Genomic DNA, 13252 nt, shown 5'->3' on the forward strand with positions numbered 1-13252 from the left:
TTTCTGACACGGTGGCCTTTCTCGTGAACTCGCCTGCAGCCCCGCTGAGCGCGCCGCGCCTCGTCGTTTTTTACTCGCTATTCGCGGGACTTTCGATTCTCGCGAATATCGGTTCTCAGAAGATTTCGCTGCTGGTCTATGCCGACGCGTTCAGCGTGCCGGTATCCGTCGTGGTCGGGACCGGGGTCGGGCTGGTCGTGAAGTTCGCGCTCGACAAGATCTGGATCTTTCGCTATCGCCATCGCGACCTCTCGCATGGCATCAAGAGCTTTATCCTCTACACCGTGATGGGGCTCGCGACCACCGCGATTTTCTGGGGTTTCGAATTCGGCGCGGATGCGATTTACCACTCCGAGCCTGTTCGTTTTTCGGGTGGCGTAATTGGGCTGGTGATTGGTTATCTCATCAAATACCGACTCGACAAGAGGTTCGTTTTTGCCTGATGTGCAAAGCGTTGAGTTCGACAAGCTGCACCACTGCCGGACTTGCGCAATCAGAAAATGTTAGTCAATGAACGTGCAGCGATTTAGGCGCTCGCGTCGCGTCTGATCGCCGCGCTCGATCGCGCGCTCGACGAAACACGTCCCGACTGGGTCATCGTGCAGGGCGACACGACGATCGCGTTTTGCGCGGGCTTCGCGGCGTTCCAGCGCGGCATCCGCGTCGGCCACGTCGAGGCGGGGCTGCGCACCGGCGATCTCACGAGTCCGTGTCCCGAGGAAGCGAACCGCAGCCTGCTCGGCCGCATCGCGACGCTGCATTTCGCACCGACCTCGCGTGCGCGCGACAGCCTGCTTGCTGAAGGCGTCGCGGCGGAGAAGATCGTCGTGATCGGCGACACGGTCGTCGATGCGATCAGAGAAGTGCGCGTGAGCTGGAGCGTCACGCCGCCGACGAGTCCGCTGCCAGCATGGCATGGCGCGCTGCAGCAGCACGTGCTCGTCACGCGCCAAGTTGCGTGCATACAGGGAACAAAGAAGGAAGGACAGCATTGGCGCCAGTTCCTGTTTTGGATCAGGTCAACACGTGGCAGGCGGTGCGCAACAACGTGCTTGGCACGTACCGCGTCGCGCGCGCGGCGATCCGCCACGACGTCGCGCATTTCGTGCTGATCTCGACCGACAAGGCGGTCAACCCGACCAACGTGATGGGCGCGAGCAAGCGGCTCGCGGAGATGGCATGCTCGGCGCTGCAGCAGCAGGGCGCGCGGCGCACGCAGTTCGAGACGGTGCGCTTCGGCAACGTGCTCGGCAGCGCGGGCAGCGTGATTCCGAAGTTCCAGGAACAGATCGCCCGCGGCGGACCGGTGACCGTCACGCATCCTGAGATCACACGTTTCTTCATGACGATCCCCGAGGCGTCGCAGCTCGTGTTGCAGGCGTCGAGCATGGGGCGCGGCGGCGAGATCTTCATTCTCGACATGGGCCAGCCGGTGCGCATCGCCGATCTCGCGCACGATCTGATCCGCCTGTACGGTTTCACCGAAGAGCAGATTCGCGTCGTGTTCACGGGTTTGCGTCCGGGCGAGAAGCTTTACGAAGAACTGCTCGCGGACGACGAAACCACCACGCGCACGCCGCATCCGAAGCTGCGCATCGCACAGGCGCGCGAGGTGCCGGACAGCCTGATCGACAATCTGCTGCCGTGGCTGATGCAGCATCGCGTGCCGGCCGACGATGAAGTGCGGCGCGATCTGCGGCGCTGGGTGCCGGAGTATCTGCCGGCGACGGCGACGACGCTGCGTAGTGTGGCGCCGGCGACGCGGGTGTCGTAGGCGTTCCGCTGCCGCGAGTCATCGGAGTAGTCGAAGCATTGAATCAGTACCCGCGAAGGCAGGTCATTTGACCCGTTGAAATTGGCCGTCGGATCACTTTCGAGGCGGCTAAGCTATTTCGACCAAAAAGGCGCCCTCGGGCGCCTTTGTCGTTTCTGCTTACCGCTTCCCCTTCCTCACCACCATCCACCGCGGCGACTTGAACCGCACGATGCTCACGTAAAGCCACACATAAGTCGCCGCGAACACCACGACGAAGCAGAACAGATGCAGCGTGTGCCGCCAGAACAGCGTCGCCGGCACGACCGCAATCAGGCACAGCAGCCACAGATACGGCGACGTCAGCGAGTTGCGGCGCGTCAGCTCGCGCGCGGTGCGCGCGCCGACCGCCCAGCGCATCAGCCGCTTGTAGACCAGCATATGCAGATGCACGCCATCCGGGATGCCCGGCGACATGCCGCGGATGAACTTCTTGCGGTAGATCGAGAAGCAGGTCTCGAAGATCGGGTACATGAAGAGCAGCACCGGATACCACGCGGATACGTCGTGATTGCGCATCACGAGCAGGATCGACAGCTCGGCGAGCATGAAGCCGATGAAGTAAGCACCGCCGTCGCCGAGAAAAATCAGCCCGGCCGGGAAGTTCCAGATGAAGAAGCCGAGCACCGCGCCCATCATCATGAACGACGCGGACAGCACGACCGGGTCGTGCACCTGGAACGCCACATACGCGAGCGACGCGAACATCATGAACGCGACCATCGACGCGAGGCCATTGAAGCCGTCGATGATATTGATCGCGTTGGCGAGCGCCGCGACCGCGAGCACCGTGACCACGAACGAGATCGCCGCATATGACAGCAGAAAGTCGAGCGGCGGCACGCTGATGCGCGTGACCGCGATGTCGAGAAAGAACCAGGCGAGCGCGGCGGCCGCCATCGTGCAGATCAGGCGTGCGAGCGGCGACACGCGCTTGGTCAGATCCTCGACGAGCCCCGAGCCGAACGCCGGCATGCCGCACGCGATCAACCCGAGAATGCTGCCCGATACGGCCGGATACGCGCGATGCAATTGCACCGCGGAGACGATCAGCCCGACCAGAATCCCGGTCCCACCGATGCGCGGCACCGGACGCACGTGGAATTTCTGGACGCCGGCCAGATCGGTGTCGGTCGAGAACTTTTCATGCAGATGCGCATAGCGCACGATCAACAGCGTGATCAGCAGAGAGACGAGAAAGCCGAGCGCAAAACTAAGCATGAAAGTGGGCCTGAGCGAAGACGCGGAATTATACAAACGAAACGTGCGGCGGCCGGCGCGCGGCACGGGCGCGAAGCTTTCATCCAGGCCAGCAAAAAATCCCATATAGCGAGACCGAAGCGGCCCGCACAGGCCCGTGAGCGCTCGCTCCTCATGGATTCCCCCTATGCGGCGCACGCGCGCCGCAACCGTAAACCTGGATGCGACGAAGTGTAAGTCGCGCGCAACAAAGGCGTTCCGGAGACCCAATGCTTAATAACATCACAATTCGTGGCGGACTGACGCTCGTGATCAGCGTATTCGTCGCCTTTCTTCTGACGGTGATCGCTGTCGGCTACGGCGCGCTGAAGCTCGCCAACGACAGCCTCGACGACACGCAGCGCAGTGCGGCCGCGCTGTCGCATCTGAAGGCGAGTTCCGAGAAGCTTCTGCAGGTGCAGCTCGCATTGGGCACCTATCAGACGTTGTTCAGCGTCGGCAAGCAGACCGACGATCTGCTGCCGGCCGCGCACAAGGTGCTGCTCGAATCGAACAACGACTTCCGCAACTACATGGCCGGCCCGTTCGCGAGCGACGCAGAGCGCAAGCTCGCGCAGAGCGTCGGCGACGCGCGCGCGGCGCTCGTCGACAAGGCGATCGAACCGGAATTCAAGGCACTGACCGACTTCGACTTCAACACCTTCCGCAACATCCAGGGCGATACCGCCAACAGCCTGTACGCGTCTTACTCGAAAGCGATCGACGCGCTCGAAAAAGCGCAGATGGACAATCAGCATCAGCACGCCGCGACCGGCGCGCGACGCTTCCAGCTCGCGACAGTGCTGTTCGGCGCGATCGCGGTGATCGCGCTCGTGATCGCGGTGGGCGCTCGGGTCGCGTTGTCGTCGGCGCTGATCAAGCCGGTCAACGCGACGGTCAAGCACTTCGAGCGCATCGCGGCCGGCGACCTGAGCGTCGCGATCAAGGTGAAATCGCGCAACGAGATGGGCCAGCTGCTCGGCGCGCTGACGCGGATGCGCGACGGCCTCGTCGAAACGGTCGGCAAGGTGCGCGGCAGCACGAGCGCGATCACGCAGGGCGCCAACGAGATCGCGTCGGGCAACGCCGATCTGTCGGCGCGTACCGAGCAGCAGGCGGCCGCGTTGCAGGAGACCGCGGCGAGCATGGAGCAGCTATCGGCCACCGTGAAGCAGAACGCCGACAACGCGAAGCAGGCGAACCGCCTCGCGCACGGCGCGCTCGACACGGTGACGCGCGGCGGCACGGTGGTGTCGCGCGTCACCGAAACGATGGATGGCATCAGCGAGTCGTCGCGCAAGGTCACGGAGATCATCGGCATGATCGAGGGGATCGCGTTCCAGACCAATATCCTCGCGCTGAACGCGGCCGTCGAAGCGGCGCGCGCCGGCGAGCAGGGACGCGGCTTCGCGGTGGTGGCCTCGGAGGTGCGCAGCCTCGCGCAGCGCTCGGGGGCGGCGGCCAAGGAGATCAAGGAGTTGATCGGCGAGTCGGCGGCGAAGGTCGAAGAGGGCGCGTCGCTGGTGTCGGATGCGCAGAAGACGATTCAGGAAGCGATGAAAGCGGTCGAACGCGTGACCGGTGTGATGAGGGAGATCGAGGCGTCGGCGCTCGAGCAGAGCGACGGTATCGAGCAGGTCAACAAGGCCGTGTCGCAGATCGACGAGGTCACGCAACACAACGCGGCGCTCGTCGAGCAGGCCGCGGCCGCGGCGAAATCGCTGGAAGAGCACGCGGTGGCGCTCCGTGACGCGGTGGCGGTGTTTCGGCTCGACGCGAAGGCGGCGTAGGCGGGACCGAGGGGATATCCCATGGCGGCCCACTCACGCCAGGGACGCAAAAGATAACGGTGGTCGGCGTGAGCGCTTTGCGGGGACCCGAGCGGCGGGGGGGGGGGCCGGAATTTTGTGTAAACGGGTTGAGGTTTAACCCGGCACCAGCCGCTCTTCGAACTGGATGGCGAAGCGGTTCAGGGCCGCCTTCCAGTCGCGAATCGGCATCATCCACTTCTTGCTGATATTGTTCAGGGCTAGGTAAAACAGCTTGGTGACGGCCTCATCGGTCGGAAACGAGCTGCGGGTCTTGATCACCTTGCGCAGGCTCATGTTGATCGATTCTATGGCATTCGTGGTGTAAATCACCGTCATCGACGGATCGGGAAACACATCATTTTAGCCGGAATACGGGTTCCACCGGCCACCACTGGGTCGCTCTTTATGCCGCGACAACTTCCGGCGTAGCCACAGCCTCGACCGCGGCCGGAGCCTTTTGAGCCGCCACCTTGCGGGGTGCCGAAGCTTTTTTCGCGGGCGCTGCGGTTTTGCGCGCACGCACACCGTTTGCCGACGAAACCGCGCGCTGCGCCGGTTCCTTTTTCACGGCGGCCGCGCGCTTCACTCGCTTCTGAGCCGTAGCGCGCTTCGCCGATGCCTTTTTCGTTGGGGCTGCTTTTTTCGCCACATCCTTCGACTGTGCGCCCGCTTCAATAGCGAATTTTGAACGGTCCTTCACTTCGCGAATCCAGGCAGGCGCCCATCCACGGCCCGTCCACGTCGCCCCCGTTTTGGGATCAGCGCATTTGAGTGCAACGTGGCGAACGCCCGCACGCGTCGCTTTCACGACTGCCTTCTTGCCCGAAGCCACGGATGGATGTCATTGCCTCGCCGGCGCTCGATGCCACACCTCGCGAGCGACGTCATCGTCGGTTCCGGCCGCCATCGTACCTGCCGATCTGACGATCCCGCGACGACTGCAAGGCCACTGGCTGCGGCTGACGCACTCAAAACACCTCGCCCGTTGATTCCTGTTCGCAACGACGTGCAGGTTTGGCTGTCCGATTCGGCCGGCACTATATGTGCAGATTTCTTGCCTCCTAAAGCGTTCCCGGCATCGACTTGCATCGGCCGGATCCTGTGAGATCGTGGTTCTGTTGCCGCCGCCAACTGCGGCGACAAAACGGACGGGAACCGTCCGCCCCACCACCCTCACGAGGTCACCATGCGATACTCCGCCATCCAGAAGCCGTTTCGTCGCAAATCCACTTTCTACGTCGAAGGCACGCGCGCGTGGATTCCGCTGCATCAAAAGATCGGCCGCTCGCGTTCCATGGCCAGGGCATCGGCATCCGATCAAGCCGCTCCTGCAGTTTCAGCCGCCCCGGCAGTCGTACCGGTAGCGGCACCGGTTGCGGCATCCGCCGCTGTGGCGCCGTCTGAAACCGTTGTATCGGCAACGCCTGCCGCTTCATCCTCTACCCCGCCGGTGCCCGCATCACGCGCTCCCACGCCCACCGGGCGCCCGGCTACCCCGGCACCCGCCAGCACGGAGGCCATTCCACACGACTGCAGCGACCTTGTCCGTCGTCTCCGTGGCTCGTTCAAACACCTCACCGGCATGGCCGACACCAAACGCCGCCTGCTGCGCGCCGGGCAGGACATTCTGGCTGGCCTGGAGTGCGAGCCGCGCAACGGCATCCTGCTCTTTGGCGAACCCGGAAACGGCAAGACGATGTTCGCCGAGGCGCTGGCCGGTGAACTCGGCATCCCGTTCCTGTCCGTCGCCTTCGGCGACATGGCCTCGAAGTGGATCAACGAGACACCCGAGAAACTGCGCGGCCTCTTCCGTACCGCGCGACGCCATGCGCCCTGCGTGCTGTTCGTCGACGAGATCGATTCATTTCTCAAGCCCCGTGATGGCACGACGGGCCACTCGATGGACCGCGACGTCGTCAACACGCTGCTCAAGGAAATCGTGGATCTGCGCAGCGCGAAGGTCGTGCTCGTCGCCGCCACCAACTACATCGAGCGGCTCGACCGCGGCGCGATCCGCTCCGGGCGCTTCGACTTCCACATCGAGGTGCCGGCACCCGACTTGCCCGCGCGCCGCCACCTGATCGGGCGGCATATCGTCCGATGCCTCGGACGGGAAGCCATCGACGAGGCTGCCGTCGACGAACTTGCGCGCCGCTGGGACGGCTTCAGCGCCGCCCGGCTGGCCGCCCTCGGCCCGCAACTGCGCGAGATGCAGCGTGACAGCGAATTCGACGGCCCCGTCACCTTCGAGATCGCCATGCGGGCCATGCGCCTCATCCAGGGCCAGCGCAGTGCGTTGCCCAGGCATGTGGTCCCGCTTAAAGACATTGTCATGCCCGATGCCTCCCTGGGGATATTGACCCATCTCGGTGACCGGCTTCGCAACGTCTGGGACTTCACCCGGCTCGGCGGCACCCTGCCGCGCGGGATCCTGTTTTATGGCCCCCCCGGCACTGGCAAAACGATGGCTGCGATGTCACTGGCGAAGGCGTCGGGCTGGCTGTTCCTCGCCACCACCGGCACCGACCTGATTGCCCGCCCCGATGAATGGGAGAACCTCGTGCGCAAAGCAAAAGACCAGCGCCCGGCCATCGTGTTCATCGACGAAGCGGATTCGATCCTGACCGACCGGCGTCACTCGAACGTCTCGGCCCTTACCAACCGCATGCTCGCCACAATGGATGGCACTGGCGGGCGTACACCGGATGTCATCTACATCGCGGCCACCAATCATCCGGACCTGCTCGATCCGGCCGTGCTGCGCGGCGGGCGCTTTGCGATGCGGATCCGCTTCGACGTGCCTGGTGCAGCCGACCTGCTGGCGTGGGTCGAGTCCACGCTGGATGACCGGCAGGCGAGGTGGAATATTGTGCTGGAGCGGGGCGCCGAAGATCTGGCTGCCCAGTTGTTGGCCGGGCGGCCCATTGCCGATGCCGAGGCGCTCATTGAGGAAGCCATCAACCTGAGCAATATGCGGTTTCTCAATGGGGAGGAAATCGAAGACGACGTGCACAACGGGCCCTTTTTGCGCCTTGAGGACATGCAGGCCGCCGCCCGGACACTCGGCATCGGCGCTGCTGAATCGCCTGCCTGAAAACGGGTTGCATTCTCTCCCATCCTCCCTCTGTCATTCCGGGGTCCCGTCATGCGTCTGTCCTTACTCGCCGTTCTCACCGGCTTGACCGGCCTGCTCTGCTACTGCGTGTTCGTGCGCCACTGGGATGGTGCGCTCGCCGCGCTGGTGATCGGCGGCGCGGGGCTGGTCGCCAGCCTGCTGCTGATCGGCGCGCTACTGCTTGTCGCGCCCGGCGGCGCGCCGCCCGGCCATGCGGCAGCTCTTTCTCGCCACGCTGCGCGAGGACCTGCGCACGCTGGGCGCGGCGGTAATGTTCTGGCGCGCGCCCCCCCGGTGACCGGCGTACCGGACAACGCCAGCCGCCCGAAACCCGGCGTCGCATTTTCGTCGTAGTACCGGGCCCAGCGTCGCGTTGGGCGCCATACTGCCGGCGTACTTCATGCGTTGACACGCGCCGGCAGCCGCGGCCATTGCTCGCCACGGTCCCTTGCGCGCGCCGTGGCTGCCCCCTTTCTGTCGCCGCCTGTACCGCCCTTCGTCGGCACCAGACTCCGCCCCGATGTCGACTTGCATTCCTTCCGCCGTGTGAGAACCTGGTTGTGTCTGCACCGAAGCGTGCAGCAACAGGTGGGCCGCCCCGTATCAGGCTGCCCGGTTACCGGTGCGCCTTCGTCGCGCCGTCCTTCTGGAACAACCCGATCATGACTACTCCCGTTCGCCCTGGCAGGTCACCGTCGATCAGGCCCGGATCTGCCTGGGCCTCTACTGCCTGCCGCTCACCATTACGTGGCGCTGGTTGCGGCGTGCTGCTCGACGCACGCGCCGTACGTGCCGCACGCACGGCACAGGCCGGTAGGGAGGCCCAATCATGGTGATCCGCTCGCATCGTCGCCGCTTCTGGTATCGCGTCACGCCGCACCCGACCCGGCAGCCGCGCTACCCGCGGCACCCCACCGCCACCGCACTCGTCACAGAAATAGCGCCCATGAGTATGACGGGCTGGCTGTTCCGCATCAGCCGGGGCCGACCCAACCGGACAGGCGAGGCGCGCCGTGCCATCCGCCTGGTCCTGCGGCGCCGCCGGTCGCGACGCAGACCGCAACTGCGTATGGCCATCAGGGCGCCGCTGCGGCTCTTTCTGCCGCGACGCACGGGCATCCATGACGGCCCGGTGCGCTGACCGGTCACGCACCGCCTGCCGCCACCACACATTGGATTACACGCCCGCTTGCCGGGAAGGAGACTCTTATGCAGATCCGGTACACCGGCATCGACGACACGCTGGCCCTCCGTTTTTTGGTCGAGCCCGTGCGTGAGTTGTCGCTCGGTCTCGCGGCCAACACCGGCCCGTCTGGTGCGGGCAGCATCCAGTTGACCGTATTCGGAGCCAGCGCGACGGGATGCTGGCCGCCACAGGAGCACGGCGGCATCCCCGCTGCCGATCAGAAAAACCAGTCCTGAACCTCTCCCGCTTTCATGGTGACCTCAACGATGAAGATCTTTCTTGACGATGAGCGAGAGGCGCCCGCGGGCTGGATCCAGGCGCGCTGGCCCGACGAGGTCATTGCCCTGCTCAAAACGGGCGAGGTCGACACGGTCAGCCTCGATCACGACCTCGGTGACGACCGCCTCGGCACCGGCTACGACGTGATCCGCTGGATTGAAGAGGCCGTCGCCCTGCGCGGATTCAAGCCGCCGCACATGCTGGTCCACTCAGCCAATCCCGCGGCAGCGGCGCGGATGCACGCAGGCATCGCGGCGATCGCGAACCTGATGAAGACGAGGGGTGCATGACATGGCGCTGACCCCGGAAGAAAAATTTGACCAGGCCGTTGCGTGGCTCGCGGATGCCGATGCGCTGCTGATCACGGCGGGTGCGGGCATGGGCGTCGACTCGGGGCTGCCCGCCTTTCGCGGGCGGCGGGGCCTCTGGAAGGACTATCCGGCGCTGAAACACCTGAACATGGATTTCGCGCGCATCTCCACTGAGGTGGCGATGCGCAAGGCCCCGTGCCTCGCCTGGGGCTTTCAGGCCATCTGCTGCAGCGCTTTCGCCAGACGGCGCCACACGACGGATACCGGATCCTGCTGTGCTGGGCGCGGCGGATGAAATATGGCTACTTCGTCTTTACGAGCAACGTCGATGGCGCGTTCCAGAAGGCGGGCTACGACAGCGACCGGATTATGGAGTGCCACGGCTCGATGCATTTCCTGCAATGCATCGATGCATGCGATGGGCGCACCTGGTCCGTCGACGGATTCGGTCCGGTGATCGACCTGGCCCGGTGCCGGCTCGTGAGCAACATCCCGGCCTGCCCGCGGCGCGGCGCGCTCGCCCAGCCCAACATGCTGCTGTTCGACGATCACGGCTGGATCGACACCCCCCTCGCCCTGCAGCGCGAACGCTTCCTCGTTGCGTCGCGTACGCGTCGTCGTCCACCATCAAGCCTTCAGCGCGTGACCGCTATGTTTATGCCTTATATGATTGACCCGCAAGACGTAACTGCGGGTGCAATCCTGAACGGTCACGCGCCGGGGCGCCCACAATGCTGTTCCCTGCGCCGGCATTATTCCTGGGCCAAAGTCTCGTGGGGATACCCGCGTTCGTTGGGCAACTCGCTGCCAGGAATGCGCAACGCGCCAACAAGCCGGTTGATTTCGGGTAAAAGTCCGTGCAGAGCACGCTGTGCAAGAAGCTTTTGGGCCAGTTGACACAGCACCTCAGCATCCGCATGCTCCCGACGCGCCCTGTCAATCGCGCTCAGGTAATCGTCCTTGCCGGAAAGGATGTTTGAGACCGAGATCTGGGCTCTTTTTGCCTTCTCAAAGATGGGTGTCGCACGCAGCCGTGCCTCGACGGTGACATTCGGATAGGAGCCGGACGGCAGGCTTTCGCAGACTGACTTGAATGTACTTTCGACTGACTCCCCTTCGTCGCACTGAAGAAATGCAATTCTCGGCTGGGTGCGACTCATGCCAAGCCGTTCAAGCGCCTGGATTGTGTCGACCGCCGCGTGTTGGCTTTCGTCCTCGGGGGTAGCGGTGAGGATGAGAGCCTTGAAATCGAGGAGAGTCTGTGGGTGCTCGTCCAGAAACCTGAGCAACTGCGCGCGGTAGGCTGACGGCACATGAAGGATGGTCGTTCCACGCCCGGCCATTTGCATGCAGTAACACTCACTCACTTTCTCAGGCGGAAAGCGCACGACGACATCGCGGGGCGGGGTCGAGTGGCGGGCGCGAGGCTCCAGACGGAATAACAGGCCGTCTGAATGAGTGGTGATGACCTCGCCCATATTGATCTCGGCCGCGTCGTTACCACTGTTGATGAGAAGAATCGGATTGTGGCTCATTCGGTTGCTCCTTTCGTTCATCGGGTTTTTGATGGAAGACTCTGTTCGACTGTGCATTTCCAGCTTTCATCGACTGCCGGCGGAAGCTGCCGCGCAGGAGACGTTGCTATCCATTTGATCCATCAGGTTTGTTTTCCAGGGTGGTTTGCGTCGGAGGGAGGGGAGAATCCGCAACTACCACGAGCGAGCGCTTTTCCGTTGCGAATTGGTATTTTCCCCCCTGATTCTTTTGGCGCTTCCGTACTCTCGGCGCTGTCAGGATTTGAAGGTCGGTATCCTTCGCTCCTGCGAGACACAGGACCATGCGCACGCTTGCCAACGTCAGATGTATTTCGTCGTCCGGAAGAGTCGAGGCCTCCAGATATTCCACGAAACCGCTGAAGGTGCAGGCAGGGATGGATTCCAGACGTTGGGAAATAACCCCCGCCGAATCCAGATGGGTAAAGAAGACAGGCAGTCGTGGAAGTACGACCGGAGCAATGGCGCTGCCGCCTTCCACCCCTGCCAGCAGACGTGTGGCTTGATCAACTAGAAGAGAATCGTTCACTATCTGGTCTCCAGGTAATATGGTTTGGGGTCTACGATCCGTTGCCAGGACGACCTGGCCAGGACTTCTGCATTCCGCGTGTGTTTCTCGCCTTCCGTCTTTGGGGAGCGCGGCGATTTGGCTTGTCTTCGTTGCGGCGCGTGACGGGGGGCTCGATTTCGATGGAGGTCGTTATGCGGCGTCGCCGAACCCGGGGAAATGCTTCCTTCACGTCGCGACGGCGAGGAATGTTGACGAAGCGATGGGCGAGCGACCTCAGGTAGGTATTTTTGGTGAAATGAATTCGGGTGGGGCCGTGGCCGAGCACCGCGCTAACGGCGACGAGAGTTGCTTCGGGGTGAAATGCCGCTGTCGAGGTTAACCGTAGCGGTATCCTCTGCAAACGCGTACCTGCATGCATGGGAGGAAAATTTCCCCTTCAGACCAGCACGCCTGTACCTTGCTGAAACGGAATTGAGGACGCGCTTCATGCCACGATTCGTAAGAAAGCGTGGAGGGTTGAACTGATGGCTGTAGTCGAGCGCTGCCTTGATGACCTGGATTGTCGCCGTCCGATGCGCGGCGAGCACAGACACGGTTCGGTGGCGGCCGTTCTTGGTGCCTCTGGTCACGTAGACGGTGTTCCCTCCGTTTTCGAGGCTGGCAAGCCACTCAGGAAGCGACTCTGCGCATTGGATTGCTTCTCGTCGGCGGAGCCCGAGAAGTCGCTGGAACCGGAGAATGAACTCGAAACCCCTGTTGGTTCTGGCGGCAAAATCGAGAGCGCGTTTGTACTCGTCGTCCGGAATTGCCTGTTTTTTACCGTGGAGTGACCGATTTGGAATCCCCAGGAACCTGTTTGTGAAGTGGTCGATGTTTTTGCCACAGCGACCGCTGACGACGCGGATGTCCGTTGTTCGATTTTTCATCGTTGAAACGACGATTCCCTTGCTAAGTTCGTAGTGGACATAGAGCATGAAGGCGGCTGGAGGAATATCCTTCACCTTTCTCGGAAGACAGTTGATTTGTTTAAGGAAGCGCGCGTAGGGTCGCCAGATGTCGAGCGAGTTCTGCGCGCTCTCTTTCGCGCCCTTCGATGAGTTCTCGCGCGCAACACAGGCTTCGTGGATGAGGTCACCGGTTTTGCTCATTGCGGTCTCCTTCCTGAATGACGACGTGCCATCCACGTTTAGTGTGGGTGCGGCGAAAAGAACGTTTGCGAAGCGGCGTGCAATCGGCACCGGAAGATTCTGGTTTGCCGGACACATGGTCGGTGCGGTGTAACACGATGTCCCTCGCGGGTGTGAGGCCACGCATGCAAGACTCCTGAAGAGGACAGGCAAGCAGGTTGAGTTAGGGTGCCAGGACGCAGCAATCCTGGCGGCCCTTCGGGCATGACGCATTTCCGGTCGGGGCAGAAGTCCGGTGACAAGTCGA

General features: G+C 63.1%; 13 protein-coding genes and 4 pseudogenes. 11 read left to right on the forward strand and 6 right to left on the reverse strand.

Translation table 11 applies throughout. The annotated features are described in order from the left end of the window. The first annotated feature begins 23 nt into the window (after positions 1-23). The 3 genes and pseudogenes from OKW40_RS20110 to OKW40_RS20120 form a co-directional block, all read left to right on the forward strand. Entirely contained in the window at positions 24-443 is a 420-nt protein-coding gene (locus OKW40_RS20110) for a GtrA family protein (RefSeq protein WP_429491183.1), read from the forward strand. An 87-nt stretch (positions 444-530) separates the two neighbouring features. Further along, positions 531-947: pseudogene (locus OKW40_RS20115) on the forward strand (UDP-N-acetylglucosamine 2-epimerase); the annotation flags it as partial. Then, a pseudogene (locus OKW40_RS20120) lies at positions 938-1774 on the forward strand (polysaccharide biosynthesis protein); the annotation flags it as partial. The pseudogenes OKW40_RS20115 and OKW40_RS20120, both read left to right, overlap by 10 nt. 159 nt (positions 1775-1933) lie before the next feature. On the opposite strand, the gene OKW40_RS20125 reads toward OKW40_RS20120, so the two are convergent. Beyond that, a complete protein-coding gene (locus OKW40_RS20125; protein WP_429491185.1) occupies positions 1934-3034 on the reverse strand; it encodes an MraY family glycosyltransferase in 1101 nt (366 codons plus the stop codon). Between the two features lie 248 nt (positions 3035-3282). On the opposite strand from OKW40_RS20125, the gene OKW40_RS20130 reads away from it, so the two are divergent. After that, the gene (locus OKW40_RS20130) at positions 3283-4842 is read left to right on the forward strand and encodes a methyl-accepting chemotaxis protein (protein WP_429491187.1); all 1560 of its coding nucleotides are present in this window, start codon (positions 3283-3285) and stop codon (positions 4840-4842) included. Between the two features lie 135 nt (positions 4843-4977). Here OKW40_RS20130 and OKW40_RS20135 read toward each other — a convergent pair. Then, positions 4978-5214 (reverse strand): annotated as a pseudogene (locus OKW40_RS20135) (transposase); the annotation flags it as partial. Between the two features lie 52 nt (positions 5215-5266). Next, positions 5267-5695: an H-NS family nucleoid-associated regulatory protein gene (locus OKW40_RS20140; RefSeq protein ID WP_429491189.1), complete on the reverse strand. Its 429-nt coding sequence runs from the start codon at positions 5693-5695 to the stop codon at positions 5267-5269. A 750-nt stretch (positions 5696-6445) separates the two neighbouring features. Between OKW40_RS20140 and OKW40_RS20145 the strand changes: the two genes are divergently transcribed. The 7 genes and pseudogenes from OKW40_RS20145 to OKW40_RS20175 form a co-directional block, all read left to right on the forward strand. Beyond that, positions 6446-7957 (forward strand): AAA family ATPase, encoded by a 1512-nt coding sequence (locus OKW40_RS20145; RefSeq protein ID WP_429491191.1) that lies wholly within the window; start codon positions 6446-6448, stop codon positions 7955-7957. 51 nt (positions 7958-8008) lie between these two features. Beyond that, positions 8009-8332 (forward strand): hypothetical protein, encoded by a 324-nt coding sequence (locus OKW40_RS20150; protein WP_429491192.1) that lies wholly within the window; start codon positions 8009-8011, stop codon positions 8330-8332. A gap of 475 nt (positions 8333-8807) precedes the next feature. Then, on the forward strand, positions 8808-9119 hold the full coding sequence (locus OKW40_RS20155; RefSeq protein ID WP_429491194.1) for a hypothetical protein: 312 nt from the start codon (positions 8808-8810) through the stop codon (positions 9117-9119). Between the two features lie 68 nt (positions 9120-9187). Continuing rightward, complete coding sequence (locus OKW40_RS20160; RefSeq protein WP_429491196.1) at positions 9188-9400, forward strand: hypothetical protein; 213 nt, start codon at positions 9188-9190, stop codon at positions 9398-9400. Positions 9401-9430: 30 nt separating this feature from the next. Then, positions 9431-9733, forward strand: coding sequence for a cyclic-phosphate processing receiver domain-containing protein (locus tag OKW40_RS20165; protein WP_429491198.1), 303 nt, complete (start codon positions 9431-9433; stop codon positions 9731-9733). A gap of 1 nt (position 9734) precedes the next feature. Continuing rightward, a complete protein-coding gene (locus tag OKW40_RS20170; protein WP_429491199.1) occupies positions 9735-10049 on the forward strand; it encodes a hypothetical protein in 315 nt (104 codons plus the stop codon). Then, positions 10046-10114, forward strand: a pseudogene (locus OKW40_RS20175) (hypothetical protein); the annotation flags it as partial. The gene OKW40_RS20170 and the pseudogene OKW40_RS20175, both read left to right, overlap by 4 nt. Positions 10115-10506: 392 nt before the next feature. On the opposite strand, the gene OKW40_RS20180 reads toward OKW40_RS20175, so the two are convergent. The 3 genes from OKW40_RS20180 to OKW40_RS20190 all read right to left on the reverse strand — a co-directional run bounded on the left by OKW40_RS20180 (position 10507) and on the right by OKW40_RS20190 (position 12966). Further along, the gene (locus OKW40_RS20180; RefSeq protein WP_429491201.1) at positions 10507-11289 is read right to left on the reverse strand and encodes a hypothetical protein; all 783 of its coding nucleotides are present in this window, start codon (positions 11287-11289) and stop codon (positions 10507-10509) included. Positions 11290-11395: 106 nt separating this feature from the next. Further along, the gene (locus OKW40_RS20185) at positions 11396-11836 is read right to left on the reverse strand and encodes a hypothetical protein (protein WP_429491203.1); all 441 of its coding nucleotides are present in this window, start codon (positions 11834-11836) and stop codon (positions 11396-11398) included. Positions 11837-12147: 311 nt separating this feature from the next. Continuing rightward, positions 12148-12966, reverse strand: coding sequence for an integrase domain-containing protein (locus tag OKW40_RS20190; RefSeq protein WP_429491205.1), 819 nt, complete (start codon positions 12964-12966; stop codon positions 12148-12150). Positions 12967-13252 lie beyond the last annotated feature (286 nt).

Origin of the sequence: Paraburkholderia sp. RAU6.4a, assembly GCF_050435625.1 — a bacterium.
Taxonomy (GTDB): domain Bacteria; phylum Pseudomonadota; class Gammaproteobacteria; order Burkholderiales; family Burkholderiaceae; genus Paraburkholderia; species Paraburkholderia tuberum.

What these genes read in the sequence shown, in the direction of transcription:
- OKW40_RS20125 (WP_429491185.1), bottom strand. Translation starts at nt 3,034, where the DNA reads ATGCTTAGTTTTGCGCTCGGCTTTCTCGTCTCTCTGCTGATCACGCTG.
- OKW40_RS20130 (WP_429491187.1), top strand. Translation starts at nt 3,283, where the DNA reads ATGCTTAATAACATCACAATTCGTGGCGGACTGACGCTCGTGATCAGC.
- OKW40_RS20145 (WP_429491191.1), top strand. Translation starts at nt 6,446, where the DNA reads ATGGCCGACACCAAACGCCGCCTGCTGCGCGCCGGGCAGGACATTCTG.
- OKW40_RS20150 (WP_429491192.1), top strand. Translation starts at nt 8,009, where the DNA reads ATGCGTCTGTCCTTACTCGCCGTTCTCACCGGCTTGACCGGCCTGCTC.
- OKW40_RS20155 (WP_429491194.1), top strand. Translation starts at nt 8,808, where the DNA reads ATGGTGATCCGCTCGCATCGTCGCCGCTTCTGGTATCGCGTCACGCCG.
- OKW40_RS20160 (WP_429491196.1), top strand. Translation starts at nt 9,188, where the DNA reads ATGCAGATCCGGTACACCGGCATCGACGACACGCTGGCCCTCCGTTTT.
- OKW40_RS20165 (WP_429491198.1), top strand. Translation starts at nt 9,431, where the DNA reads ATGAAGATCTTTCTTGACGATGAGCGAGAGGCGCCCGCGGGCTGGATC.
- OKW40_RS20170 (WP_429491199.1), top strand. Translation starts at nt 9,735, where the DNA reads ATGGCGCTGACCCCGGAAGAAAAATTTGACCAGGCCGTTGCGTGGCTC.
- OKW40_RS20180 (WP_429491201.1), bottom strand. Translation starts at nt 11,289, where the DNA reads ATGAGCCACAATCCGATTCTTCTCATCAACAGTGGTAACGACGCGGCC.
- OKW40_RS20190 (WP_429491205.1), bottom strand. Translation starts at nt 12,966, where the DNA reads ATGAGCAAAACCGGTGACCTCATCCACGAAGCCTGTGTTGCGCGCGAG.